The organism is Alcanivorax sp. 24 (assembly GCF_004360225.1).
Classification (GTDB): domain Bacteria; phylum Pseudomonadota; class Gammaproteobacteria; order Pseudomonadales; family Alcanivoracaceae; genus Alloalcanivorax; species Alloalcanivorax xiamenensis.
Genome location: NZ_SNUA01000004.1, coordinates 46,037 through 70,724 on the forward strand (window position 1 = coordinate 46,037; position 24,688 = coordinate 70,724).

Genomic DNA, 24,688 nt, shown 5'->3' on the forward strand with positions numbered 1-24,688 from the left:
GAGAGGCCCGTTTTCCAGAACTTGATTATTCTTCCCAATCCGGATTCCAGGCGACCTCCCAGAGGTGGCCATCCGGATCCTGGAAGTAGCCGCAATAGCCGCCCCAGAACGCTTTTTCCGCGATCTTGGTTACGTGGGCACCGGCCTCCTCGGCCTGCCGCATAACCTCGTCCACTTCCTCCGGCGAGCCCACATTATGGGCCAGAGTAAAGCCTCCGGCCGAGGCGGGTACCAACGGGACGCCCGCTCCCTTGGCCAGGGCCGGGCGAGGATACAGCGCCAGCACCAGGCCACCGTCGAGATGGAAAAACACCACCGCGCCGTCCTCGAATTCGGTGCCAACGATGCCTTCCGTGGGCAAACCGAGGCCATCGCGATAAAACGTCAGGGAACGATCCAGGTCATCCACGCCCAGGGTGATGACTTTGATGCTTGGTTTCACGGGTCTTCTCCCAGATGCCGGAACAGGAACCAACGAGCCCAACCCGCCGCCAGGCCCGTGGTCTTGAATAAATCGGACACGATCCGCGCCGACGGGGACACTGGGTGTTATTCAGGGAATCAGCGCTTCTTTTTCCCGGGCATGATGTATTTCATCAGGGTCATGAACCACATCAATTGGCCGGGGTCGCCTTCCACCTTGATGTCGCCGGCCTGCATGCCTTCCATGAACACCATCTGGTTCTTGCCGGAGGCGCGCAGGGTGCGGAACGCGTAATCCGCATCTCGGAAATTCAGGGTCATGGTGGGGGCGCCATGCAACCCGGCGCCGTGCTTTACGCCTTGCGGCGTGAAGTGATACCAGCGGGCCACCCGGCCATCAAAGGTGCGCCATTGCATCAGCACATCGCGGTGCTCCAATTGCTGGCGGAAACCCTCGTTGTGGCGACCCAGCCAGCGCAGGCGCCAGCCGAGCAGCATCAATACGAAACGAAACTTCATTATGCGCTCCCGGCCGGCGGCCGGCCCGGTCAGGGCATCAGGGCCGGCAGCTCCTTGTTGAGTTTGAGCTTTTCCTTCACCGCGTCACCGGTGAGGGCGTAACCCAGCAATGTGCCATCGGTGCCGCGAAACAGGGCGGTCACATTGTTTTCTTGCTCCGTCACTTCCCATTCGCCCTCGTGGTCCGCCGGCGGCGGACAGACCACCACCGGGCAGGCCGGGGTCTTGATGGTCACCGGCATGACGCCGTAACTCACCGCGGTCTCCTCACCGGCCAGGGTCTTGGCCAAGGCGCGAGCGCCGGCCATCAGCGGTAGTACATAGGGCAGCACATGGCCTTCCACTTCCGCGCAATCGCCCAAGGCGTAGATGTCCTCGGCGCTGGTGCGCAGGGTGCGGTCGGTGAGGATGCCCCGGTTGGTGCGCAGACCGGCTTCCTTGGCCATATCGATGCGCGGACGCAAGCCAATCGCGGACAGCACCGCTTCGGATTCCATTCGGGTGCCGTCGGACAATTCGGTGATCAGGGTGTCGTCATCGCCGTGGTGTACCGCCTGGGCCAGGGGGCCGAAGTGGAAACGCACGCCCAGGGTCTCAAGCCCCCGGCCCACCGCCTCGGAAGCGGCTTGCGGCAACAGCAGCGGCAAGCAACGTCCCATCGGTTCCACCAGGGCCACTTCAAAGCCGCCGTTGCTCAGATCGTTGGCGAATTCGCAGCCGATCAGGCCACCACCGAGAATCGTCACGCGACGCTTGCCTTGCAGGGCTTCGCGGAAGCGGCCGTAGTCCATCAGGTCGTTGACCGAGAACACCTCGCCCACGGCGTCGCCTTCCAGCGGCGGCGTCCAGGTATCCGCGCCCAGCGCCAGCACCAGTTTGCTGTAATCCAGGTGATCGTCCGGCAGCAGCACCCGATGCCCGTCGACGTCGATCCCGGCGACATGAACGTGGGTCCGCACCGTGACATTGAACTGCTCGGCAACCTGTTCCGGCGAGGCCATGGCCAGTTCATCGGCGGTTTTTTCCTTGGTGAAACCGGTGGAAAGCATCGGCTTGGAATAACTGCGGCCGTCGTCGGCGGTCAGCACCACCAGCGGCGTTTCCTTGTCCAGCTTGCGGAATTCCTTGACCACGTTGAATCCGGCCAGACCGGATCCGATCACTACGATGGGCTTCATTGGCGCTCCTTATGTGGTGCCAGGGTGGTGCCAGGGACGGGAATGGCGGTCGCTCAGATTTCCACCATTTCGAAATCTTCCTTACCGACGCCGCAGTCCGGACATACCCAATCGTCGGGGATGTCTTCCCACTTGGTGCCGGGCTCGATGCCCTCCTCGGGGAGCCCTTCCGCCTCGTCATAGATGAAGCCGCACACCACACATTCCCATTTCTTCATGTCATACCTCGTTGATCAGTATCCCGGACAGCGCCAGGGGCCGGAAACCAGGGGCCCGCTAACGTAGCCACGCCGTCCTGAAAAATCAATGACATCAACGGATGTCACCATGGCGGCGGGGCCGATAACCTCATCACCACCACCCCCATCCTGACGGCGACCCTGCCAGATTCGTGCCGCTCTCTTGCTCCCCGCGCCGCCTTGCGCCATAGTCCACGCCGCCGGTCGAGAGCGGAGTGTCACACTATGCCAAATTCACCTCTGGACGCCGACCCGAAATGGCGCCCACTGGATCGTCTTACCGTCCCACCGCTCATCCGCGACTGGCTCGGTGATCCCGGTTCCCTGACCGTCCGTCTGCGCCGCCACGGCGCTTTTCATGTGGAACACACCCGCTCCCTGGTGGCGGTCCCCGCCACTTATGAACGCGAACAATTGCACCAGAGTGGACGCCGCATCGCGCTGATCCGGGAAGTCACCCTGATGCTGCGCGGCACTCCGGTGGTGGAAGCCCGCAGCGTCCTGCCGCTGCTCAGTCTGCGCTGGGCCAACCGCAATCTGGCGCATATGGGTGGCCGTTCGCTGGGCAGTGAGTTATACCGTTATCCCGAGGCGCATCGGGATCAGGTGTGGGTCCGTCATGGCCTGTCGCCAGCCGGCCGCGGGCCCTGCTGGGGGCGCCAGACCCGTTTCGTCAAAAGGGGACGACCGTTACTGGTGGCGGAATACTTTCTGCCCGCGCTCTGGCCCCTGGTCGGAGAACAATAGGTCGGGGAACAGATAGAAGGAACAATCATGCTGGCTTTCGTGGAACACCGTTATCCGTCGCTGTGGCCCTGGATTCAGCTCATGCGTCTGGATCGACCGATCGGCAGCATGCTGCTGATGTGGCCCACGCTGTGGGCACTGTGGATCGCTGCTGACGGCACGCCGAGTCTGAAGAACATCGCCATCTTCGTGCTCGGGGTGTTCGTGATGCGAGCGGCCGGCTGCGTGATCAATGACTTCGCCGACCGTGATTTCGATGGTTCGGTGGAGCGCACCCGGGGTCGTCCGCTGGCCACCGGCGCCCTGAGCGCCAAACAGGCCCTGGGATTGTTCGTGGGCTTGCTGTTCATCGCCCTGATCCTGGTGTTATTCCTCAACCGCTTCACCTTCTGGCTGGCGTTCGGCGGGCTCGGACTGGCCATTCTTTATCCATTCACCAAGCGCTTCACCAATCTGCCCCAGGTGGTGCTGGGCGCTGCCTTCAGTTGGGCCATTCCCATGGCGTTCGGTGCCGAAACCGCCAGCGTGCCGCCGATCGCCTGGCTGCTGTTCATCATCAATCTGCTGTGGACAGTGGCCTACGATACGGAATACGCCATGTGCGACCGCGAGGACGACCTCAAGATCGGAATCAAAAGCACCGCCATTCTGTTCGGGGATCTGGACAAGGTGATCATCGGCATTCTCCAGGGCCTGGTTCTGGCCGGACTGGTGCTGGTGGGGCTGCGCCTGGGCTTCGGCCTGCCCTGGTATCTGGGCCTGCTGGGCGCCCTTGCCCTGTTCGTTCATCAGCAATGGCGTATCCGCTATCGGGAGCGCTGGCCCTGTTTTCACGCCTTTCTCAACAACCATTGGGTGGGTGCCTGCGTGTTCGTCGGCCTGTTTCTGCAATATTTGTGACCCCCGCGAGAACGCCGCCGCATGGCGCAATGCCGTAAGCGGCGGCGAAAAGGTTGGCAAATCTGTCATCAAGATGTCATAAAAAAGCCATCTAATGAGGCTCCCCACATCCGGGCGGGAAAGCGGAAGACCGAACTATGTCAAAAAATCGCATCCTCATTGTCGATGACGAGCCGGCCATCCGGGAGATGGTGTCCGTGGCTCTCGAACTGGCCGATTTCGACGTGCTCGAAGCCGAAAGCGCCCAGCAGGCCCACGAACGCATCGTTGACGAACGGCCGGACCTGGTCTTGCTGGACTGGATGCTGCCCTCGATAAGCGGTATCGAACTGGCTCGTCGCCTGAAACGGGACGACAACACCAGCGAAGTGCCAATCATCATGCTCACCGCCAAAAGTGAGGAAGATAACAAGATCCAGGGACTGGACGTGGGCGCCGACGATTACGTCACCAAGCCCTTCTCCACCCGCGAACTGATCGCGCGTATCCGGGCGGTACTGCGCCGCTCCTCCGCCGCCGCCGGTGAGAAGGAAATCGACGTCCAGGGCCTGTGTCTGGATCCGGTCAGCCATCGCATCAGCGCCCACGGCACCCCCGTGGACATGGGCCCCACCGAATACCGCCTGCTTGAGTTCTTCATGAGCCATCAGGAACGGGCCTATTCCCGAACCCAGTTGCTGGATCAGGTCTGGGGCGCCAATGTGTACGTGGAGGACCGTACCATTGATGTGCACATTCGCCGGCTGCGCAAAGCCTTGGCACCCCATGGCTTTGATGGTTTCATTCAGACCGTGCGGGGCACTGGTTATCGCTTTTCGGTAAAATCCGCCCAGGTGTCCTGATACGGCCCTGGCACGGATCGCGCCGGCTGGAACGGGCCTCTCCCTCCGCCACGGCCCAGAGAGGAAGCAACGGCCAATGAAAAGCAGTCTGGCCAAGGAAGTAAACCGCATCATTGTTCTGATCGCGCTGTCGCTGGTGGCGGCCTTGGCGGTACAGAACGTCTGGCCCCTGGTGGTGGGCCTGCTCGGCTACATCATCTGGAGCACCCGCCAGCTGTTTGCCCTCTACACCTGGCTGATCCGCGAAGAGCATACCGAACCGCCGGACAGCGTCGGGCTGTGGGGCGAGTTCTATACCCGGCTGGAACACCTGTTTCAGCAGGAGAGGCGCGCGCAGGAGAACCTGCAGGGCATCATTCTTCGCGCCCAGCAATCGGTGAATGCGCTGGAAGACGCGGTGGTGCTGATCGACAGCCATGGTTACCTGGAATACTGGAATCACGCCGCGCACCGGCTGATGGGCCTGAATGAGGAAAAGGATCTCGGCCAGCCGCTCACCAACCTGATCCGCCACCCCCGCTTCACCGAATACCTGTCCCGGGGCGATTTTCGTGAACCGCTGGAAATCCCCGGGCCGGTGGACGACAACCGTATCCTGCAATTCCGCATCACCGAGTTCGGCGTCGGTGATCAGTTGATCCTGGCCCGCGATGTCACCCGGTTGCATCACCTGGAAGAGATGCGAAAGGATTTCGTCGCCAACGTCAGCCATGAGCTGAAAACGCCGCTGACCGTACTCAAGGGCTATCTGGAAACACTGCAGGACACCGTGCCGGAAGAACAAACCCGGTTACGCCGGGCGCTGTCACAAATGGCCAACCAGTCCCAACGCATGGAAGCCCTGGTGCATGACTTGCTGCTGCTGTCGCGGCTGGAAAGCACCAATACCGACAATACTCACCAGGCGGTAACCGTGCATGGCATGCTCAAGCGCATGCGCGAGAGCGCCCTGGCACTGGCGCCGGACAAGCATCATGAGATTGTTCTGGAAGTACCGGAGACCGCCCGGCTGGTGGCCAACCCGGCGGAACTGGAAAGCGCCTTCGGCAATCTGATCACCAACGCGGTGAAGTACACGCCGGAAGGCGGCCATATCCTGATCCGCTGGTGGCAGGACGACAAAGGCGCCCATTTTTCCGTCTCCGACGACGGCATCGGTATCGACCCGAAACACATTCCGCGCCTGACCGAGCGCTTCTACCGGCCCGACAACAGCCGGGTGACACAGACCGGCGGTACCGGCCTGGGGCTGGCCATCGTCAAGCATGTGCTGATCCGTCATGGGGCAAGGCTGGAGATTCGCAGCGAACTGGGCAAGGGCAGCGTCTTTACCTGCCATTTCCCGCAGGAGCGGCTGGTGAGCAAACCCACCGCGTTGGCGCAATAGCGCCCAAGTTGAAACCGTTCGCTGCCAAGGCAGCTTCCCACAACGGGAGCTACGAAGCCGCTGTGGGAAGCTGCCTTGGCAGCGAATGCCTTATCACCTCAATAATGCGGCGGCGGCGCGTCCTGGATGCGCAGGGCGGTGAGCTCCTCGTTCAGTTCCACCACCCGCTCCACCAGACGCTGGCACACCTTTTCCAGCTCATCCAGGGAACGCTGCTGACCGCTGACAATGCGGTTCAACTCATTCACCAGATCCTCCTGGTAGGCCAGTTTGGTTTCGATATCAAGAAAACGATCGTCGCTCATCGGGGTCTCCGGTTAGGGCCTGGCGGGCCGCCATTATAGTGGTCCATCCACCGCATCCGTCAGTGCCTGTTCCGCCACCGCCAGCGGCGACTCGGCCCGCCACCCGAACTGGCCGTCCAGCATCAGATGGCTCAGTCCATGTACCAGGCCCCAGGTTCTCAGTGTGGCGCCTTCCACGCCAGCGGCCTCCTCGTCCACGCCCCGCGCCACCGCCACGGCGGAACGCAGCGCCCGGAAGGAAGCCGCGGCCACCCGTGTCAGCTCTTCATCCCCCTGATGGTTGAGCGTGGGGCCGAACATCAGGCGGAACAGCGCCGGGTGCCGCCAGGCGAAACGGAGATAGGCCAGTCCCGCTTCCCGCAGTCCCTGCCCTGGATCGGCGAGGCGCACGGCCTCCCCCTGCCCCTCCTGCAAACGCCGGAACCCCTCCGCCGCCAACGCCGCCAGCAGCGCGTTCTTATTGGCGAAATGACGGTAGGTGGCATTGGCGGTAACGCCGACCCGGCGCGCCAACTGGCGCAGACTGATATCACCGCCAGCACTCTCCGCCAGCAACGCGATCCCTTCCTCAATTAACGTTTCACGCAGGTTTCCGTGGTGGTAAGCACTCCCTCTCTCCATTTTTTCACACCCAATGTTGACACTGTGAACTTTGCCTTTCAAACTAATGTTCACAGCATATACTTTTGCCCGGAGGGGCACCATGATCACTGTCCATTGGGTCGCGGCGTTAATCGCCCTGCTTTTTGGCGCGGTACAGTTGGCGGCACAAAAGGGAGGCGGCCAACACCGGCTGCTTGGCCGGATCTGGATACTGGCCATGGCGGTCACGGCCTTGTCGTCCTTCGGCATCCACAGCTTTCTGCCCATACTGGGGACCTTCGGTCCGGTCCACTTGTTGTCGGTCTGGATTCTGATCTGTCTGGCGTTATCACTGATCGCCGCCCGCCAACGACGGATTGAGCGGCACAAACGCTTCACCGTGGGCGCTTACCTGGGTCTGGTCGGAGCGGGCCTGGGCGCCCTGGCACCGGACCGGCTGATCGGCGGCTGGCTGTTCTGACCCGTCATAGTGTTGCCAGCTTCCCCCAAGACGGCTATGGTTAGCGCCGTCTTGGGGGAGTAGTCGCTTGGGCACCCCGCCCTTGACGGTCATCAACACAGTTGCGCCTCAATGCGCATGGTGGCCGTGTCCTTGGATTGACGAGACCTGAGACATTGTCTGCTGACAGACCGCGGGGCGGGATGAGTGGACAGTGTCTCTTGTGTTTGTCATCCCGCCCCCGGAGTCCTACCCATGACCCACCCAGTTTCCCGAGGCCGTGCGCGCCTTGAGAACAGGCAGGTCCACGCCATCCGCCTTGCCTTGTCCACCGGGGAGACGCGCTGATGGAAGCCTTTCTGTCCTCCGCTGTGCTGGTTACCCTGGGAGAAATCGGCGACAAGACGCAGCTGTTGTCCCTGGCGCTGGTTTGCCGCTTTCGCAAACCCTGGCCGATCCTCGCCGGCGTCGTCATCGCCACGCTGATCAATCACGGACTGTCGGTGTGGTTCGGTGACTGGCTCAGCACGCACATTCCGGAACAATGGCTGCGCTGGATTCTCGGCGCTGGTTTTATTGGCCTTGGTCTGTGGATGCTGATCCCGGACAAAGACGAGGAGGTCAAAGCGGATCCCCGATTCGGCCCCTTCCTCACCGCTCTGGTGTTGTTCTTCATCGCCGAGATCGGCGACAAGACGCAGCTGGCCACGGTGGCCCTGGCGGTGCGCTTTCAGGAATTCTGGCCCGTGCTGTTGGGCAGCACTGCCGGTATGATCGCCGCCAACCTGCCGGTGATCTGGGTCGCCCACCGCCTGGCCGGCGAACGCCTGGAACGCTGGGCCCACCGCATCAGTGCGGCGCTGTTCATCGTTTTCGGAATCTGGGCACTGGTGTAACCCCCTTGCTGGAGTCGTCATGGCACTGAAAGCCACCATCTACAAAGTCGAACTCACCGTCTCCGATATGGATCGCGACTATTACGCCACCCATGACCTGACGCTGGCGCTGCACCCTTCGGAAACCGAGTCGCGCATGATGCTGAGGCTGATGGCGTTCGCCCTGCACGCCGACGAGGATCTGGCTTTCACCCGCGGCATCTCCAGTACCGAAGAGCCGGATCTGTGGCAGCGCAACCCGGACGGCACCCTGGCGCTGTGGATCGAGCTGGGCATGCCGGACGAAAAACGGCTGCGCAAGGCCTGCGGCCTGGCTGAGCAAGTGCTGGTCTATTGCTATGGTCCGCGCGCGCCGCAAGTGTGGTGGGAAAGCATGGCCAACAAGGTACGCCGCTTCGATAACCTCATCGTTCGTCATGTCGCCACTGACAGCGAAACCGCCCTGGCCGGACTGGCGCAACGAAGCATGCGCCTGCAGGCCATGATCCAGGACGGGCAGCTGTGGATCGGCGATGACAGCCGCAACGTGGAGATCCAGCGGCCGCAATGGTATCCCTAGGCGTCATGCCGAAGAGCGGCTACCATCGATAACAGGCCCGCGCGGAGCGGGCCTTGCGGATTTGCCATCCAACGCTGGCCTGGCTAGGAGACCTGCCTCATGACATCCGATCCCGCCTCCGCGCTGCTCGCGCAACTGGCCCGTCATTGGAAAGGGCTGCTGATCCTCGGTATTGCTTTCGTGATTCTGGGCACTCTCGGCCTGGGCGCCGTCGGGTTGTTCACTTTGGTTGGCGTGTTGTGGTTCGGGGCGATCCTGATCTTCGGCGGCGTGCTGCAGATCGTTCAGGCGTTCCGCGCATCAGGCCTGCCGCGCAGTCTGTTGTTTCTCGCCATCGGCCTGCTCTATACCCTACTGGGTCTGTACGTGGTGTCGCAGCCGCAAGCCGCCGCCGGCGCCCTGACGCTGCTGATCGCCATCGCCCTGGCTCTGACCGGCATTCTGCGTCTGCTGCTGGCCTGGCAAATGAGCGCTGCGATCTCGCCCTGGCTGCCGGCACTGACCGGTGTTCTGGGCCTGGTGCTGGCCGGGATGATCTTCTCCGAATGGCCGGAATCCAGCGCTTGGGTGATCGGTCTGTTCATCGCCATCGAATTGCTGTTGAACGGTTGGATGCTGATCATGGTGGCGCTGACGGTTCGACGCCGCGCCGAGTTCTGATCCTTTCGCCCCCTGTGGGAAGCGGCCTTGGCCGCGAATGCCCCCGGGCCGTTGGCCATTCGCTTGCAAGCAAGCTTCCCACAGTGGCCTTGTAGCCAACTCTGAATTGCTGTGTCGACGCTACATGGCTCTCTGATTCACCCGCGCCGACACCTCGGTGGCACTTTCCTTGCGCTCGGAATAGCGGTCGGTGAGGTAGTCGCCGCGATCACGCACCAGCAGGGTGAATTTCATCAGCTCTTCCATCACGTCGACGATGCGGTCATAGAACGATGACGGTTTCATGCGATCATTATCGTCGAACTCGAGAAAGGCCTTCGGCACCGAGGACTGATTCGGGATCGTCACCATGCGCATCCAACGCCCCAGCACCCGCAACTGGTTCACCGCATTGAAAGACTGAGAACCGCCGCAGACCTGCATCACCGCCAGGGTCTTGCCCTGGGTCGGACGTACACCGCCGAGGGCCAGCGGAATCCAGTCGATCTGCGCCTTCATGATACCGGTCATGGCGCCGTGGCGCTCCGGCGAGCACCACACCATACCTTCCGACCACTGGGCCAGATCGCGCAACTCCGCCACCTTGGGGTGATCCGCCGGTTCCGCATCGGGCAGCGGCAAGCCACGGGGGTCGAAGATGCGGGTTTGCGCGCCCATGGCTTCAAGCAGACGCGCGGCTTCTTCCACCGCCAGACGACTGAAGGAACGCTCCCGCAGGGAGCCGTACAGCAGCAGCACGCGCGGCGGATGGGTGCTGGCCGCGCCCAGTTGCCGCCGGTCCGGCATGCGGAACAGGTCCGCTTTCACATTGGGCAAATCATTCATGTTTCATTTCTCGCTTATGACAGCACCGCCAACCAACCGGCCAGAGCCAGCAGCGTGACGGTCAACACCGGCAGGGTCAGGACAATGCCCACGCGGCAGTAGTAACCCCAACCGATTTTCATGCCCTTACGGGCCAGAACATGCAGCCACAGCAACGTCGCCAGGCTGCCGATGGGCGTTATTTTCGGCCCCAGATCGCTGCCGATGACGTTGGCGTAAATCATCGCTTCGCGTACCAGGCCACCGGCCTGGCTATCGTCAATGGACAACGCCACCACCAGCACCGTGGGCATGTTATTCATGATCGAGGACAGCCCGGCGGCGATATAGCCGGTGCCCAGCGTGGCGACCCACAACTCCTGCCGTGCCAGTTGGTTCAACACCCCGGCGACGGCATCGGTGAGGCCGGCGTTACGCAAGCCGTAGACCACCAGGTACATGCCCAAAGAGAACACCACGATATTCCAGGGCGCGCCGCGCAGTACTTTCATGGTGGAAATGTGATGACCATGACGGGCAATCAGGAACAGCACCAAGGCGCCGATACCCGCGATCAAGCTCACCGGCACTCCCATGGGCTCGGCGAAAAAGAAGCCGCCAAGCAATAGCACCAGCACCCACCAACCGGCCCGGAAGGTTCTGGGGTCCTTGATCGCTTCGCGAGGCTGACGCAGCTTGGCTATCTCATACCCCTTGGGCACGTCGCGGCGGAAGAACAACCACAGCACCAACAGGGACGCGGAGACCGACACCAGATTCACCACCGCCATCACCGTGGCGTATTCGCCAAAGCCGATATCGAAGAAGTCCACGGACACGATATTGACCAGATTCGAGACCACCAGGGGCAGGCTGGCGGTGTCGGCGATAAAACCCGCCGCCATGATGAACGCCAGGGTGGCGGCGGGTCCGAATCCCAGCGCCAGCAGCATTTCAAAAACAATGGGGGTCAGAATCAGCGCCGCCCCGTCGTTGGCGAACACCGCCGCCACCAGGGCACCGAGCAACACCACCGCCGCCAGCAGCCGGCCACCATGGCCACCGCCCCAGCGGGCCACATGCAGCGCCGCCCATTCGAAGAACCCGGCTTCGTCCAGGATCAGGCTGATGATGATGATGGCGATGAACGCGAAGGTGGCGTTCCAGACAATGTCCCAGACCACGGGAATGTCATCGAGATGAATGACACCGGTGAGCAGGGCCACCAGGGCCCCCGCGCCGGCGCTCCAACCGATACCCAGCCCCCGGGGTTGCCAGATCACCAGCGTCAGGGTGGCGATGAAGATCAGTACCGCCAGCAGCATGATCAGTGTTCACCGTGGGAGCGATGAATTTTCTGCAAGGACGCGGTCAATCCCAGGGCGTTCAGATTCTCGAGATCCAGCGCCACCAGGTCCTCGATGCGGCCCCGCAGCCGCTCGTAGGTGGCCTCGAATACGGCGTCGATGGCAGCGTCATCGCCCTGCGCCGTGGCCGGATCGGGAATCCCCCAGTGGGATTTGGCGGTATCCGCCAGCCAGACCGGGCACGACTCGCCGGCGGCGGCATCACAGACGGTTACGATAGCGTCGAAGGACTCAACCTCCAGATCGTCCATGGATTTGGAAGCGGGCTCGCCCACCGGGATGCCATGACGTTCCAGCACCGCCAGGGCACGGGGATGGACCTGGCCGCTGGGCCGGCTGCCGGCACTGGCGGCACGAATCCGGCCCTCGCCGAGATGGTTGGCCAGGGCTTCGGCGATGATCGAGCGGCAGGAATTACCGGTGCACAGAAACAGTAATTTGACAGGGGTGGTCATGATAGCGCTCCAGAATTAAAGGGTTAGCAGCATGCCGTGTCGATGGGGGTAATCCCCAGTTGCTCGCGGGCGGGCGGCAACAGGGTGTCGAGGGTGGCGATCGCCCATTCCGGCAGCGCCGGATTGAGCCGGTAGTGCATCCAGGTGCCCTCACGGCGCGCCACCACCAGTTCACACTGGCGCAGCTGTGCCAGATGACGGGACACCGTGGATTGGGGCGAGTCCAGGGCTGCAACCAGATCGCAGACGCAGATTTCCCGCTCCTTTTCCATCAGGGCCATGAGCCGCAGGCGGTTCTCATCGGCAAGGCATTTACACAGTTGTGCGACAGTCAGATTCATTTATTAATCCGTTTATCCGGAATAACGGATATATTAAACACGCAACACGCAACACGCAACACGCAACACGCAACACGCAACACGCAACACGCAACACGCAACACGCAACACGCAAATAATAGCGTTGCCACGCCCCACCGTCTGTCAACCTCCTCCAGGGTCAACATCAGCAGCGACCGCAAGGTCGCCCCCCTCATTCGCGTGCAAGCGTGTTGCGTGACAGCGTCTTAGCCTTTGACCTTCTCTTCCATCTCGTCCATGGAAATGTGGCGGACGTCCTTGCCCTTCACCAGGAAGATCACCTGCTCGGCGATGTTGCGGGCATGGTCACCGATGCGCTCCAGTGCTCGCAGGGACCAGATGATGTTAAGCACGCGGGAAATGGCACGCGGATCTTCCATCATGAAGGTCACCAGGGAACGCATGGCCGAGCGGTATTCCAGGTCCACCTCGTTGTCCTCCGCCGCCACGTCCAGAGCCTTGTCGGCATCGAAGCGGGCGAAGGCATCCAGGGTATCGCGCAGCATGTTGCGCACATGGTTACCGATATGACGCACTTCCACATAGCCGCGCGGCGATTCGCCTTCCTCGGACAATTGCAGCGCCATGGCGGCGATCTTGGCGGACTCGTCGCCGATCCGCTCGAGATCGGACACCGCCTTGGTCACCGCGATGATCAGGCGCAGATCGGACGCGGCCGGCTGGCGCAGGGCCAGGACCCGGGCACACTCTTCGTCGATCTGGATTTCCAGCTTGTCGACTTTGTCCTCCGCCTGCATGACTTTTTCCGCCAGGTCGGAGTCGGCGCGCAGCAGCGCGTCCAGCGCATCCACGACCTGCTTCTCCACCAGACCACCCATTTCCATCAAATGGTTACGGATGGATTCCAACGCCTCGTTGAACTGCGATGAGCTGTGTTGACCAAAATAGGTGCGATCCATGGGGCACTCTCCTCAACGTCCGGGCGTCAGCCGAACCGACCGGTGATGTAGGCTTCGGTAAGCTCGTGTTCCGGCTTGGTGAACACGGTCTCGGTGTCATTCACCTCGATCAGACGACCCAGATGGAAATACGCTGTCCGATTGGACACCCGCGCCGCCTGTTGCATGGAGTGGGTGACGATGGCGATGGTGTAGGACTCGGTCAGTTCGTCGATCAGTTCCTCGATCTTGGCCGTGGCGATCGGATCCAGCGCGGAACACGGCTCGTCCATCAACACCACTTCCGGGCTGACCGCGATGGTGCGGGCGATACACAACCGCTGCTGCTGTCCACCGGAAAGACCGGTGCCCGGCGCGTGCAGGCGATCCTTTACCTCGTCCCACAGGCCGGCCTTGCGCAGACTGGTTTCCACGATCTCATCGAGCTCGTATTTTTTGTTGGCCAGACCATGCAGACGCGGCCCATAGGCCACGTTGTCATAGATGGATTTGGGGAATGGGTTGGGCTTCTGGAACACCATGCCCACCCGGGCACGCAGCTCCACCACATCCATTTTCGGATCATAGAGATCCTGGTCTTCCAGAAACAGCTCACCGGTCACACGACAGATATCGATGGTGTCGTTCATACGGTTGAGGCTGCGCAGAAAAGTCGATTTGCCACAACCGGACGGACCGATCAGGGCCACCACTTCATTCTTGCCAATGTCCAGGCTGACCTTGTGGATCGCCTGGTTGTCGCCATAGAACACGTCGACGTCGCGCAAACGCATTTTCGGGTCGTCCACGAACGGCGTGCCTACGGTGTGTTCCGGGTATCGGGTTTCCTGCATGGGCTGCTCTTCCAGGTCGATCATCGGCTCCTCGGCATGATTCCGACCGGAAGCGTTCTTGTCCAGTTTCTCAGCGGTGTCCATCGGTCATCTCCTCTGCTAGCGAGGCGCTTACCAGCGACGCTCGAGACGTTTACGCAGTACAACCGCCAAGGTGTTCATGGCGATCAGGAAGGCGAGCAACACCATGATGGCCGCGGAGGTCATGGCCACGAAGGACTGCTCGGGGCTGTCCGCCCAAAGGTAAATCTGCACCGGCAATACCGTGGACGCATCCAGCGGGCCGGTGGGAATGTCGACGATAAAGGCGACCATGCCGATCAACAGCAGCGGCGCGGTTTCACCCAGCGCCTGGGCCATGCCGATAATGGCGCCGGTGAGCATGCCGGGCAGGGCCAGCGGCAGCACATGGTGCAATACCACCTGCATGCGCGAGGCGCCCAACCCCATGGCCGCTTCGCGAATCGACGGCGGCACCGTTTTGATCGAGGCCCGGCTGGTGATGATAATGGTCGGCAGTGTCATCAGCGTCAGCACCAGACCGCCCAGCACCGGCACTGAACGCGGCACCCCGAACAGGTTGATGAAAATCGCCAGCCCCAGCAGACCAAAGATAATCGAGGGGACCGCCGCCAGATTGTTGATGTTCACCTCGATAAAATCGGTGAAGCGGTTTCTCGGCGCGAACTCCTCCAGATAGATCGCCGCGGCCACACCGATGGGGAACGACAGACACAGGGTCACCAGCATGGTGAAGAAGGAACCCACCACCGCGCTCCAGATCCCCGCCAGCTCCGGTTCACGGGAGTCCCCGCTGGAGAAGAACGAGGCGTTGAAGCGACGTTCGGTATCGCCGGCCGCTTCCAGTTCCGTGATCCAGGCTTTCTGCTCCACGCTCATGCGGCTGTCCTCGCGGCCCTTCTCACCGGCCTTGAGGAACAGGTCCACGTCATCGTCCGCCAGCAGCCACAAGGTCTGGGTGGTACCCAACCACTCAGGGTTCTCCCTCAGCAGATCGCGCAACTCATAGCCGGCGCCGATGCTCATCAACGCGCTCAGCTCCCGTACCTGGAGACGTTCGGTCACCCCCGGGAAACGCGCCTTGAGGGCCTCCCGGACGATGCCGTCATAGTTGCCGTAGTTCAGTTGCTCCGGATCACCGGCGTTTTCGATGTCCAGCGTTTGCTCGTTGAAGGTGATATCCAGCTTGACGTAGTGCTCGAAGAACGCACTGTGCCCCTTGCCGATGATATCGGTGAACAAAATCGCCAACGCCGCCAGACCGATGGCGATGGAAATAATCCCGTAGGCCCGGAAGCGGCGCTCGGCGCGGTATCGGCGGGCCAGGGATTTGCGTACCTGCTCGGTGGTTTTACTCATGCGATGATTCTCCACTGCGGTGCCCTGGGCCCGATCATTCGTATTGCTCGCGGTATTTCTTGACGATATGCAGCGCCAGAATGTTCAGACACAACGTGGTCAGGAACAGCATCAGACCCAACGCGAAGGCGGCCAGGGTCTTGGCGCTGTCGAACTCCTGGTCTCCGGTGAGCAGGGTGACGATTTGCACCGTGACGGTGGTCACCGCGTCCAGCGGGTTGGCGGTCAGGTTGGCGGCCAGACCGGCGGCCATCACCACGATCATGGTCTCACCGATGGCGCGGGACGCCGCCAGCAGAATGCCGCCCATGATCCCCGGCAGCGCCGCCGGGAACACCACTTTACGGATGGTTTCGGAGCGGGTGGCCCCCAGCCCCAGAGAGCCGTCACGCATCACCTGGGGTACCGCGGTGATCACATCGTCGGACAGGGAGGATACGAACGGGATGATCATCACCCCCATCACCAGCCCCGCCGCCAGCGCCGATTCCGAGGCCACGTCGAGCCCGATACTCTCACCGACGCCACGAATAAAGGGCGCCACCGTGAGAGCGGCGAAGAAGCCGTACACCACCGTCGGCACACCAGCGAGAATCTCCAGCATGGGTTTGGCCACCGAACGTACCTTGGGCGGGGCGTACTCGGCGAGGTAGATCGCCGACATCAATCCGATCGGCACCGCCACCAATAACGCGATGGTGGAAATCAAAAGGGTGCCGACGAACAGCGGAATCGCCCCGAAGGCACCGGAGGACGCCACCTGATCGGCCCGCAATGCGGTTTGCGGGCTCCATTGCAGCCCGAACAGGAACTCCGCCGGAGACACTTTCTGGAAAAAGCGGATCGACTCGAACAACACGGACATCAGGATGCCCACGGTAGTCAGAATCGCCACCGTGGCACACAACATGAAGATCACGCGCAGGATCGATTCAACCTGCTGCCGGGCCCGCAGTTGCGGCGCGATTTTCACCCAGCCCCAGGCGGCGCCGACCAGCCCCACCGCGATCACCACCACGGTCAACGCCATGGCACTGGTGGTTCGCAGGTTGTTGAGACGCTCGGCGGCGGCGGCGATGGCCGGGTCCACCGACTCGGGGGACAGCGCGCCGCTGGCGACGTTCTGGATCTGACTGAGCAACAGACCCCGGGCGCCGTCACTGTCCGGCCGAAGCGCCTCGGGAAGCCCCTGCATCACCGTCTGGCGGATAATGGTATCGTCGAACGCCAGCCAGCCCCCCAATATCAGCAGCGCTGGCAGAGCGCACCACAGGGCCGCGCGCATGGCGTAATAGAACGGCAGGGAGTGGAGGTGACGGATGCCCCCCAACGGCCGTGCCAAAGCCAGTGACCGCTGATGGCCCAGGTAGTAGGCCAGTGCCACCATCACGATCAGCAACAGCAACAGATTGCCTGTTTGCATGCTCAGCTACTCCGAGATCATTGTTTGCTCGCCAAAACCCGCGGGTTTTGGCCAACAAACCGCCTTCTGCCCAGAGGGCGAAAAAGCCCGATGGCCAAGACCACCGGGCTCGAGATGACGCATCCTTGCGATCCGCACTCCCTGAATTACAGCTCGCTACCGGTCATGCTGGCCAGGCCCTGGGCCTGTTTGGCCATTTCGGCGCGCTTGTCATCCGGCAGCGGAATCATGCCTTTGTCCACCAGGTAACCTTCCGGCCCCCAGGCACGCTCGCTGGTGAATTCCTTGATGTAGCCCTCGATACCGGGAACCACGCCCACGTGCGCTTTCTTCACGTAGAAGTACAGGGACCGGGATACCGGGTACTCGCCGCTGGCGATCACTTCCATGGCCGGAGCCACGCCGTTGATCTTGGCACCCTGCACCTTACCGCGGTTCTGATCCAGGAAGGAGTAACCGAATACGCCAAGGGCATTCGGGTTGGATACCAGCTTTTGCACGATCAGGTTGTCGTTTTCGCCGGCTTCCACATAGGCACCGTCTTCACGGATGCTGCGGCAGATCGCCTTGTACTTGTTTTTGTCTTCGTCCTTGATGGCCTTCAGCCAGTCGAAAGTTTTACAACCGCCTTCGATAGCCAGTTCGTTGAAGGCATCACGGGTACCGGAAGTCGGCGGCGGACCCAGCACTTCAATCTTGGTGTCCGGCAGGGAGGAGTTCACTTCCTTCCAGGTTTTGTAGGGGTTCGGCACCAGCTTCTCGCCACCCTTGGGATCCGGCACTTCCTTGGCCAGTGCCAGGAAGATGTCGCGCAGGGTCAGGTCGATATGGGTGGCTTTGGCGGAGTTGGCCATAACGATACCGTCATAGCCGATAACCACTTCGGTGATGTCCTTGATGCCGTTGCTCTGGCACTGTTCGAACTCGGACTTCTTCATGCGGCGGGACGCGTTGGTGATATCCGGAGTATCCGTGCCAACGCCTTGGCAGAACAGCTTCAGACCGCCGCCGGAGCCGGTGGACTCGATCTTGGGCGTGGGGTTGCCGCCACGGCCGAAACGCTCGGCAACGGTGGTAGCGAACGGGTATACAGTTGAGGAACCCACGATGGAGATGGTGTCGCGGGCGATAGCGGTCGCCGGCGCGGTGGCGAGAGCCAGAGCAGCGGCGGCCCCAACAATCGACGCTTTCAGTTTAACGTTCACAGTAAGCCTCCTGGTTTCATGGCACCGGCGTTGATCCACCCCGGTTTGTTCTTTCAGGCAGGGGGCATGCTAGATTCCGTATATGACAGCAAGATTACATCCGGGTGACGGTTGCACTACCCTCTAATGCCATACCCGGCAGGCCGCCGGGCCGGAATTGGCCACCAAATGTCCATTGTTGGCTGACCCCGGGCGGCCTGATCCGTATAATCGCCGCCGAATTCTTGATCAGTGACATAACAACGTGACCGTCCTCCATTCCCCGAGACTGGCCCATTTCCAGCGGGCCCTGCACCACCTGACCTGCGTCGTCGGCAGAGCCGTCTCCTGGTGCGTCCTGCTTATGGTATTCCTGATGGTGCTGGTGGTGGTAATGCGCTACGGACTCGGCATCGGCAACATCGCTCTGCAGGAAAGCATCACTTATTTGCATGGCGCCGTCTTCATGCTCTGCGCCGGTTACACTCTGGCACAGGACGAGCATGTGCGGGTGGACGTGCTCTATCAGCACTGGGGTCCGCGCCGGCAAGCGTTGGTGAACCTGCTGGGCACGCTGTTTCTGCTGCTGCCCATCTGCGTGGCGATTTTCACGCTGAGCCTGGACTATGTGGTGCACAGCTGGGCGGGGCTGGAGAAATCGGACAATGGCGGCCTTCCCCTGGTCTTCATACTCAAGAGTCTGCTGCTGGTGATGCCCGTACTGCTGGGAATCCAGGCGCTGGCGGATCTGTTGCGCCATGCCATGACCCTGGCCGGAGCCCCTCAACCCGTGGACCGCGAAGACCAGGAGACCCATCCATGGACATGATTCTGCCGCTTTCCATGTTCCTGGCCGTGGGCCTGGTACTGCTCAGTGGCTACCCGGTGGCCTTCTGTCTCGGCGGTGTCGCCCTGTTGTTCGCCGTCGGCGGCCTGGCCACCGGCATGGTTTCGATAAACGACCTGACCTTCCTGCCCGGCCGACTGTTCGGCATCATCAGTAATACCACCCTGATCGCCGTCCCGTTATTCGTGTTCATGGGCGTGATGCTGGAGAAGTCGCGGGTGGCGGAGAAGCTGCTGGCCAGCATGGGGCTGCTGTTCGGGCGGCTGCCGGGCGGCCTGGGTTTCTCCATCATTCTGGTGGGGGCCTTGCTCGCCGCCAGCACCGGCATCGTCGGCGCCACCGTGGTCACCATGGGCCTGCTGACGTTGCCCACCATGCTGCGCCGGGGCTACCAGCCCTCCCTGGCCACCGGCCTGATTTGCGCCACCGGGACCCTGGGCCAGATCATTCCCCCGTCCATTGCCCTGGTGCTGCTCGGCGACGTGCTTTCCACCGCCTACCAGGAGGCGCAACTGCGTCAGGGCGCCTGGGCCCTGGAAACGGTGTCGGTGGGCGACCTGTTCGTCGGTGCCCTGATTCCGGGGCTGGTGCTGGTCGTGCTCTACCTGATCTATATGACGGCGGTGAGCCTGTTGCGGCCGGAGCAGGTGCCGGCGCTGGAGCGCGACGATGGCGACGGCAATGAGCGTACCGGCCTGATGGCGGCGCTGGGTGGCCTGATTCCGCCTCTGCTGCTGATTCTCGCCGTATTGGGCTCGATCCTGGCCGGACTGGCCACGCCCACCGAGGCAGCCGGTGTCGGCGCTTTCGGCACCCTGATCCTGGCCGCCGCCAACCGTCATCTTAATTTCACCATTTTGCGCGAGACCGTGCACGGCGCCGCCCGGCTCACCTCCATGGTGTTCATGATCATGATCGGCGCCAGCCTGTTCACCATGGTGTTCCGCGCCTTCGGCGGGGAAGAGGCGGTGCAGCATCTGTTCGATGCCCTGCCCGGCGGTGTTCTCGGCGCCACCCTGATGGTGATGGTGATCATCTTCCTGCTCGGCTTCATCCTCGACTTCATCGAGATCACCTTCGTGGTGGTGCCGATCGTCGGGCCGATTCTGCTGGGCATGGGCCTGGACCCGATCTGGCTGGGGGTGATGATCGCCCTCAACCTGCAAACCTCCTTCCTGACGCCGCCCTTCGGCATAGCCTTGTTCTATCTGCGAGGAGTGGCACCGCCGGAAGTCCGTACCACCCATATTTACCGGGGCGTGGTACCCTTTGTCTTCATCCAAATCATTATGCTCGGTATCCTGGCGCTATTCCCTCAACTGGCGACCTGGCTGCCTCACCTGCTATATGGATAACAAGATGACCGATCCCAGCGACGACATCCCCCAACCCAAGGGCACCCTGGCCCTGCAAACCATTGCCATGCCGCAAAACGCCAACTGGAACGGCGATATTTTCGGTGGCTGGCTGGTGTCCCAGATGGACCTGGCCGGTTCGGTAACCGCCCGCGCCACCGCCAAGGGGCGCATTGCCACCGTGGCGGTGGATTCCATGGCGTTCCTGCGCCCGGTGCCAGTAGGCGCCGTGGTGAGCTGCTACACCCAACTGCTCGATATCGGCCGCAGTTCGATGCAGATCCAGGTGGAAGTGTGGATTCGGGAAGATACCGGGGAGTTGGCCAAGGTTACCGAAGGGCACTTCACCTTTGTCGCCATCGACGACAGCGGTCGTACCCGGGCCGTGCCTCGCTAGGAAAGGGGGCGCGGGCCTTGGGGACATGAATTGGGAGATAACTACGAAGCCGCCGTGGGAAGCGGCCTCGGCCGCGAATGCCCTCCGGGCCGTTGGCCATTCGCTTGCAAGCAAGCTTCCCACAGCGGCTTCATAGTTCCAATTGTAGGAGCAGCCTGTCAGGCGTCCTTCAACACCAGGGTACGGCTGTTGAGCAGGGCCTGCTCGGCGATTTCCTGATAGGGCATGGAGGCATCGCGGAAAGCGACGATGGACTCATAGATACGCCGTGACAGCTCATTCCCGGCGATCACCTCTTCAATCACCTGATCGCTGGTGTCCTTCAGCGCCATCAGGACATCATCCGGCAAGCGGCGCAGCTGCACCCCGTGCTCATTGACCAGTTGCTTGAGCGCATCGGCGTTGCGGGCGGTGAACTCGTCCAGGATATGCTGGTTCTCGGCCTCGGCGGCGGAACGGACGATGTTCTGCAAGTCCTCCGGCAGGCTGTTCCAGGCGTCCTTGTTGATGATCAGCTCCAATGCCGAACCCGGCTCCTGCCAACCGGGGTAGTAGTAGTACTTGACCACCTTGTAGAGACCGAAGGCCAGGTCGTTATAGGGACCAACCCAGTCGGCGGCATCCAGGGCACCGGTCTGCAGGGAGGTGAACACCTCGCCGCCGGGCATCTGCACCGGGATCGCACCCAGGCGCTTGATCACCTCGCCGGCCAGGCCGGGCATGCGGATCTTCAACCCCTTGAGGTCATCGACGGAATTGATTTCCTTGTTGAACCAGCCAGCCATTTGCGTGCCGCTGTTACCGCACGCCAGCGGCTGCAGGTTGAACGGCTCGTACAGTTCTTCCCACAGCGCCTGACCACCACCGAAATTGAGCCAGCCGTTCATTTCCCAGGCGGTCAAACCAAAGGGAATGGTGGTAAAAAAGGGTGTGGCCGGATGCTTGCCCTTCCAGTAATAAGGCGTGGAGTGCCCCATCTGGGCACTGCCGGAACGGACCGCGTCAAACACCTCGGTGGCGGGCACCAACTCACCGGCACCGTGTACCTTGACCGTCAGACGGCCGCCGGACATGGCATTGACGCGTTCCGCGAAGCGGTTGGCTCCGGTACCAAGGCCGGGGTAATTCTTCGGCCAGGTGGTGACCAGATCCCATTTCAAGGCTTCGGCTTTCTTTTCACCACCAGCGGTGGCGTTCTGTTCGGCCACGGCCGGTTTTTCTTCCTGGCCACAGCCCGCCAAGGCGGCGGCACCCAGCCCCAGGCCCAGGGCGGAAACAAATTTGCGACGGTCCATTGGTAAGTCTCTCCCCTTCGGGTTGTTGTAAGTATGTGCCCGCCATGATCGGGCACGAATCTTATTTCTGTTTACGGTACCGCTGTCTATGGGACTTCTGTCTACCGCACGCTACAGCAAGTCCATCTACAGCACATCCAGGCGGGCATACTGGCTGACCAGCCATTTGGTCCCCACGCCATCGAAGTTGATTTGCAGACGGGCATTGGGCCCCTGCCCCTCGAAGTGCAATACCGTACCCTCTCCGAATTTGGGATGCACCACCCGCGCGCCCAGGCCGATTCCGTTGGCCTCCTCCTGGCGCACCGTGCCGCGGCGGCCCACCGGCCGGCTCATCGCCGCCCGCACCCGCACTTCCTCCACCAACTCACCGGGAATCTCGCGCAGAAAACGACTGGGCGGGTTGAGGGTCTCGTTGCCGAACAGGCGCCGGCTCTCGGCGTAGGTCAGATACAGCTCGCGCATGGCCCGGGTCAGACCCACGTAACAGAGCCGCCGCTCCTCGGCCAGCCGGCCGGGCTCCTCCGAGGACATCTGATGGGGAAACAACCCTTCTTCCAGGCCGGTGATGAACACCACCGGGAACTCCAGGCCCTTGGCGGAGTGCAGTGTCATCATCTGTACCGCGTCCTCGAATGCCTCCGCCTGACCGTCACCGGCTTCCAGGGCGGCGTGATCGAGGAAGGCGGTGAGCGGATCCAGATCGGATTCCTCGTCACCCTCACCGAACTGGCGCGTGGCGGACACCAGTTCTTGCAGGTTTTCCACCCGCTGCTGCCCCTTGTCGCCTTTCTCCTGACCATGAAAATCCAGCAGGCCACTGGCGGCGATCACATGCTCGGTGGTTTCCGCCAGATCCAGCGCCTCGGTGTCGGCCGCCATTTGATCCACCAATTGCAGGAACGCCAGCAGGGCGTTGCTGGCCCGAGGGCTGAGCAGGCGCTCATTGACGGTGGCCACCGCCGCGTCCCAGAGCGGAATACCGCGCATGCGGGCCTGCTCGCGCACCGCTTCCAGGGTCTTGTTGCCAATGCCCCGGGTCGGCGTGTTCACCACCCGCTCGAAGGCGGCATCCGCCTGCCGGTTGTTAAGCAGTCGCAGATAAGCCAGCGCGTTACGGATTTCCGCCCGCTCGAAGAAGCGCTGGCCGCCGTAAATACGATAAGGGATGCCGGCCTGCAGAAACGCCTCCTCCAACACCCGGGACTGCGCATTGGAACGGTACAGCACCGCCATGTCATTGCGATTGGTACCCTGCTGCACCAGGCTTTCCACTTTGCCGGCGACAAAACGGGCTTCGTCCACCTCGTTGAACCCGGCATAGAGGCGAATCGGGTCCCCCTTGCCTCCCTCGGTCCATAACTGCTTGCCGAGCCGGTCCGGGTTGTTGTCGATCACCGCGTTGGCCGCTTCCAGGATCGTGCTGGTGGAGCGGTAGTTCTGCTCCAGGCGGATCACCCTGGTGTCCGGGAAGTCACGACTGAAGCGATGAATGTTCTCGATTTTGGCGCCACGCCAACCGTAGATGGACTGGTCGTCGTCGCCGACGATGGTGACCGCGTTATGGTCATCCGCCAGCAGCCGCAACCAGGCGTACTGGATGGCGTTGGTGTCCTGGAATTCATCCACCAGGATATGGCGGAAGCGGCGCTGATAGTGGCCGCGCAGGTCATCATTGTCGCGAAACAGCTCCAGCACCCGCAGCAGCATTTCATTGAAGTCCACCAGACCGGCACGCTCACAAGCTTCCTCATAGGCCAGGTAGATCTTCTGCATGGTCACGGCGAACAGATCGCCGCCGCTGACATCCATGTGCGCCGCGCGCAGCCCCTCATCCTTCTGGCCGTTGATGAACCAGGTGGCCTGGCGCGCCGGCCAGCGCTGCTCGTCCAGTCCCAATTCACGGATCACCCGCTTCACCAGCCGCTGCTGATCGTCGGCGTCGATGATCTCGAAGCTCTGCGGCAGGCGCGCTTCCTGCCAGTGCGAGCGCAACAGACGGTGAGCGATGCCGTGGAAGGTGCCCACCCACATCCCGCCGGCGGGCATGGCCAGCAGCTGTTCGATGCGGCCGCGCATTTCCGCCGCCGCCTTATTGGTGAAGGTGACCGCGAGAATACCGAACGGCGAAGCCTGTTCAGTGGCGATCTGCCAGGCAATGCGGTGCACCAGCACCCGGGTTTTACCGGAGCCGGCGCCGGCCAGCACCAGCAAATGGCGGTCTTCCGCGGCGACCGCGTCGCGTTGGGCCGGGTTGAGGCCTTCAAGAAGTGTGGTTACGTCATCCATGGGCCTGGAGTTTATCAGAACCAGCGAAAGCCGGCGCTGGCTTTGCGGCAATCGACGCATCCGTGATCAATCGCACGCGC

Annotated in this window: 28 protein-coding genes; 11 read left to right on the forward strand and 17 right to left on the reverse strand. The window is 62.0% G+C overall.

What is annotated here, in order from left to right; genetic code table 11:
* Nucleotides 1–25: 25 nt before the first annotated feature.
* The 4 genes from E0L37_RS07005 to rd all read right to left on the reverse strand — a co-directional run bounded on the left by E0L37_RS07005 (nt 26) and on the right by rd (nt 2,338).
* Entirely contained in the window at nt 26–442 is a 417-nt protein-coding gene (locus E0L37_RS07005) for a VOC family protein (RefSeq protein WP_133491061.1), read from the reverse strand.
* A 119-nt stretch (nt 443–561) separates the two neighbouring features.
* Nucleotides 562–942, reverse strand: a complete 381-nt coding sequence (locus E0L37_RS07010; RefSeq protein ID WP_133491062.1) for a hypothetical protein — start codon at nt 940–942, stop codon at nt 562–564.
* A gap of 29 nt (nt 943–971) precedes the next feature.
* Entirely contained in the window at nt 972–2,120 is a 1,149-nt protein-coding gene (locus E0L37_RS07015; protein WP_133491063.1) for an NAD(P)/FAD-dependent oxidoreductase, read from the reverse strand.
* 53 nt (nt 2,121–2,173) lie between these two features.
* The gene (rd, locus tag E0L37_RS07020) at nt 2,174–2,338 is read right to left on the reverse strand and encodes a rubredoxin (protein WP_022997295.1); all 165 of its coding nucleotides are present in this window, start codon (nt 2,336–2,338) and stop codon (nt 2,174–2,176) included.
* Between the two features lie 246 nt (nt 2,339–2,584).
* On the opposite strand from rd, the gene E0L37_RS07025 reads away from it, so the two are divergent.
* The 4 genes from E0L37_RS07025 (at nt 2,585) to phoR (ending at nt 6,235) form a co-directional block, all read left to right on the forward strand.
* Nucleotides 2,585–3,106 (forward strand): chorismate lyase, encoded by a 522-nt coding sequence (locus tag E0L37_RS07025; RefSeq protein WP_133491064.1) that lies wholly within the window; start codon nt 2,585–2,587, stop codon nt 3,104–3,106.
* Between the two features lie 27 nt (nt 3,107–3,133).
* Nucleotides 3,134–4,006, forward strand: coding sequence for a 4-hydroxybenzoate octaprenyltransferase (gene ubiA, locus E0L37_RS07030; RefSeq protein ID WP_133491065.1), 873 nt, complete (start codon nt 3,134–3,136; stop codon nt 4,004–4,006).
* Nucleotides 4,007–4,143: 137 nt separating this feature from the next.
* On the forward strand, nt 4,144–4,848 hold the full coding sequence (gene phoB / locus E0L37_RS07035) for a phosphate regulon transcriptional regulator PhoB (protein WP_133491066.1): 705 nt from the start codon (nt 4,144–4,146) through the stop codon (nt 4,846–4,848).
* A 76-nt stretch (nt 4,849–4,924) separates the two neighbouring features.
* The gene (gene phoR, locus E0L37_RS07040) at nt 4,925–6,235 is read left to right on the forward strand and encodes a phosphate regulon sensor histidine kinase PhoR (RefSeq protein ID WP_133491067.1); all 1,311 of its coding nucleotides are present in this window, start codon (nt 4,925–4,927) and stop codon (nt 6,233–6,235) included.
* Nucleotides 6,236–6,333: 98 nt separating this feature from the next.
* Here phoR and E0L37_RS07045 read toward each other — a convergent pair whose 3' ends face one another.
* Together E0L37_RS07045 and E0L37_RS07050 are read right to left on the reverse strand one after the other, a co-directional pair.
* Nucleotides 6,334–6,540: a SlyX family protein gene (locus E0L37_RS07045; RefSeq protein ID WP_133491068.1), complete on the reverse strand. Its 207-nt coding sequence runs from the start codon at nt 6,538–6,540 to the stop codon at nt 6,334–6,336.
* 33 nt (nt 6,541–6,573) lie between these two features.
* Nucleotides 6,574–7,161, reverse strand: coding sequence for a TetR/AcrR family transcriptional regulator (locus E0L37_RS07050; RefSeq protein ID WP_240687437.1), 588 nt, complete (start codon nt 7,159–7,161; stop codon nt 6,574–6,576).
* A gap of 82 nt (nt 7,162–7,243) precedes the next feature.
* Between E0L37_RS07050 and E0L37_RS07055 the strand changes: the two genes are divergently transcribed.
* The 4 genes from E0L37_RS07055 (at nt 7,244) to E0L37_RS07070 (ending at nt 9,697) form a co-directional block, all read left to right on the forward strand.
* Nucleotides 7,244–7,603, forward strand: a complete 360-nt coding sequence (locus E0L37_RS07055) for a DUF2306 domain-containing protein (protein ID WP_133491069.1) — start codon at nt 7,244–7,246, stop codon at nt 7,601–7,603.
* A gap of 326 nt (nt 7,604–7,929) precedes the next feature.
* Nucleotides 7,930–8,478, forward strand: a complete 549-nt coding sequence (locus E0L37_RS07060; protein WP_133491070.1) for a TMEM165/GDT1 family protein — start codon at nt 7,930–7,932, stop codon at nt 8,476–8,478.
* Nucleotides 8,479–8,497: 19 nt separating this feature from the next.
* Entirely contained in the window at nt 8,498–9,037 is a 540-nt protein-coding gene (locus E0L37_RS07065; RefSeq protein WP_133491071.1) for a YaeQ family protein, read from the forward strand.
* A 99-nt stretch (nt 9,038–9,136) separates the two neighbouring features.
* On the forward strand, nt 9,137–9,697 hold the full coding sequence (locus tag E0L37_RS07070; protein ID WP_133491072.1) for an HdeD family acid-resistance protein: 561 nt from the start codon (nt 9,137–9,139) through the stop codon (nt 9,695–9,697).
* 120 nt (nt 9,698–9,817) lie between these two features.
* Here the strand turns inward: E0L37_RS07070 and arsH are convergent, their stop codons facing one another.
* The 9 genes from arsH to E0L37_RS07120 form a co-directional block, all read right to left on the reverse strand.
* Nucleotides 9,818–10,522 (reverse strand): arsenical resistance protein ArsH, encoded by a 705-nt coding sequence (gene arsH, locus E0L37_RS07075; RefSeq protein ID WP_133491073.1) that lies wholly within the window; start codon nt 10,520–10,522, stop codon nt 9,818–9,820.
* Between the two features lie 14 nt (nt 10,523–10,536).
* Nucleotides 10,537–11,826, reverse strand: coding sequence for an arsenic transporter (locus E0L37_RS07080; RefSeq protein WP_133491074.1), 1,290 nt, complete (start codon nt 11,824–11,826; stop codon nt 10,537–10,539).
* A 2-nt stretch (nt 11,827–11,828) separates the two neighbouring features.
* Nucleotides 11,829–12,323 carry an arsenate reductase ArsC gene (locus E0L37_RS07085; protein WP_133491075.1) on the reverse strand — a complete coding sequence of 165 codons (495 nt, stop codon included), beginning with the start codon at nt 12,321–12,323 and terminating at the stop codon, nt 11,829–11,831.
* 23 nt (nt 12,324–12,346) lie between these two features.
* Nucleotides 12,347–12,664, reverse strand: coding sequence for a metalloregulator ArsR/SmtB family transcription factor (locus E0L37_RS07090; protein WP_133491076.1), 318 nt, complete (start codon nt 12,662–12,664; stop codon nt 12,347–12,349).
* Between the two features lie 227 nt (nt 12,665–12,891).
* Nucleotides 12,892–13,605 (reverse strand): phosphate signaling complex protein PhoU, encoded by a 714-nt coding sequence (phoU, locus tag E0L37_RS07100; protein ID WP_022997310.1) that lies wholly within the window; start codon nt 13,603–13,605, stop codon nt 12,892–12,894.
* Nucleotides 13,606–13,631: 26 nt separating this feature from the next.
* On the reverse strand, nt 13,632–14,522 hold the full coding sequence (gene pstB / locus E0L37_RS07105; protein WP_097058889.1) for a phosphate ABC transporter ATP-binding protein PstB: 891 nt from the start codon (nt 14,520–14,522) through the stop codon (nt 13,632–13,634).
* A gap of 27 nt (nt 14,523–14,549) precedes the next feature.
* On the reverse strand, nt 14,550–15,818 hold the full coding sequence (pstA, locus tag E0L37_RS07110; RefSeq protein ID WP_133491077.1) for a phosphate ABC transporter permease PstA: 1,269 nt from the start codon (nt 15,816–15,818) through the stop codon (nt 14,550–14,552).
* A gap of 34 nt (nt 15,819–15,852) precedes the next feature.
* On the reverse strand, nt 15,853–17,241 hold the full coding sequence (gene pstC, locus E0L37_RS07115) for a phosphate ABC transporter permease subunit PstC (RefSeq protein ID WP_133491078.1): 1,389 nt from the start codon (nt 17,239–17,241) through the stop codon (nt 15,853–15,855).
* Nucleotides 17,242–17,387: 146 nt separating this feature from the next.
* Nucleotides 17,388–18,446 carry a PstS family phosphate ABC transporter substrate-binding protein gene (locus E0L37_RS07120; RefSeq protein ID WP_201303671.1) on the reverse strand — a complete coding sequence of 353 codons (1,059 nt, stop codon included), beginning with the start codon at nt 18,444–18,446 and terminating at the stop codon, nt 17,388–17,390.
* A gap of 343 nt (nt 18,447–18,789) precedes the next feature.
* Here E0L37_RS07120 and E0L37_RS07125 point away from each other — a divergent pair, with 343 nt between their 5' ends.
* The 3 genes from E0L37_RS07125 to E0L37_RS07135 are packed head-to-tail and all read left to right on the forward strand — an operon-like array spanning nt 18,790 to nt 21,024.
* On the forward strand, nt 18,790–19,254 hold the full coding sequence (locus E0L37_RS07125; RefSeq protein WP_133491079.1) for a TRAP transporter small permease subunit: 465 nt from the start codon (nt 18,790–18,792) through the stop codon (nt 19,252–19,254).
* Nucleotides 19,245–20,627 (forward strand): TRAP transporter large permease subunit, encoded by a 1,383-nt coding sequence (locus E0L37_RS07130; protein ID WP_097058886.1) that lies wholly within the window; start codon nt 19,245–19,247, stop codon nt 20,625–20,627. Before E0L37_RS07125 ends, E0L37_RS07130 begins: the two co-directional genes overlap by 10 nt.
* A 4-nt stretch (nt 20,628–20,631) precedes the next feature.
* On the forward strand, nt 20,632–21,024 hold the full coding sequence (locus tag E0L37_RS07135; RefSeq protein ID WP_014996682.1) for an acyl-CoA thioesterase: 393 nt from the start codon (nt 20,632–20,634) through the stop codon (nt 21,022–21,024).
* A gap of 158 nt (nt 21,025–21,182) precedes the next feature.
* Here E0L37_RS07135 and E0L37_RS07140 read toward each other — a convergent pair whose 3' ends face one another.
* A complete protein-coding gene (locus E0L37_RS07140) occupies nt 21,183–22,319 on the reverse strand; it encodes a TRAP transporter substrate-binding protein (RefSeq protein ID WP_133491080.1) in 1,137 nt (378 codons plus the stop codon).
* 126 nt (nt 22,320–22,445) lie between these two features.
* Nucleotides 22,446–24,608 carry a DNA helicase II gene (uvrD, locus tag E0L37_RS07145; protein ID WP_133491081.1) on the reverse strand — a complete coding sequence of 721 codons (2,163 nt, stop codon included), beginning with the start codon at nt 24,606–24,608 and terminating at the stop codon, nt 22,446–22,448.
* Nucleotides 24,609–24,688: the final 80 nt, after the last annotated feature.